The following is a 772-nucleotide window of genomic DNA, read 5'->3' on the forward strand; positions in this document are numbered from 1 at the left end:
CTGGATGCCTTCTTCGTGGACCCCCGGCCCCTGCCCGTGCAGCGCGAGGCCTACATCAAGGCCGCGCTGGCCGAAACACCCGTGCATGCACCGGGCACCGCGTTCGCCTACAGCAACAGCGGCTTCCTGATCGCGGCGGTGATCGCCGAGCGCGCCACCGGCAAGGATGTGGAATCGCTGATCCAGCGCGAGGTGTTCCAGCCGCTGGGCATGACCGGTGCCGGATTCGGCCCCACTTCTGCCGGGCAGCCGTTGGGCCATCGCGGCGGCAAGCCGGTGACCGCCGCCCCGCAGAAGGCCGATGACGGCGTGCCGCCGATCTACACCGCAGCGGGCAACCTGCATATGCGCCTGCAGGACCTGGCGCTGTTTGCCATCGATCAGCTGGCCGGTAGCCAAGGCAAGGGCAAACTGCTGACCCCGGCCTCGTACGCGCTGATGCAGACCGCGCAGACCGGCAGCCCATCCGGGCTGGACTGGGGCGTGCAGCCGTCCATCGCCGGTCGCCAGGGCCCCGTGCTGGTGCACGGCGGCTCCGATGGCAACTGGCTGGCCTGGGTGGTGCTGTTCCCCGCACAGAACAATGGCGTGATCGCCATTGCCAACGCCGCCGAAGACATGGGCGCGGACAAGGCCACGATGGGCGTGCTCGGCGGTTTGTTCGCCGGGTTGGCCCCGGCGATGCCGCCAGCAACCCCGTAGCCGAAACAACAACGCCCTGCACAGGCAGGGCGTTGTTATCGCAGAGCATCCGGCATCGGCACCACGCTTG

Annotated in this window: 1 protein-coding gene; it reads left to right on the forward strand. The window is 68.9% G+C overall.

The genetic code is table 11. From position 1 onward, the window contains the following. The coding region (locus ACXJKH_RS21590) for a serine hydrolase domain-containing protein (protein WP_457322453.1) at window positions 1-702 on the forward strand (702 nt) is incomplete at its 5' end. Window positions 703-772 lie beyond the last annotated feature (70 nt).

This window comes from Stenotrophomonas sp. P5_B8 (assembly GCF_054049855.1).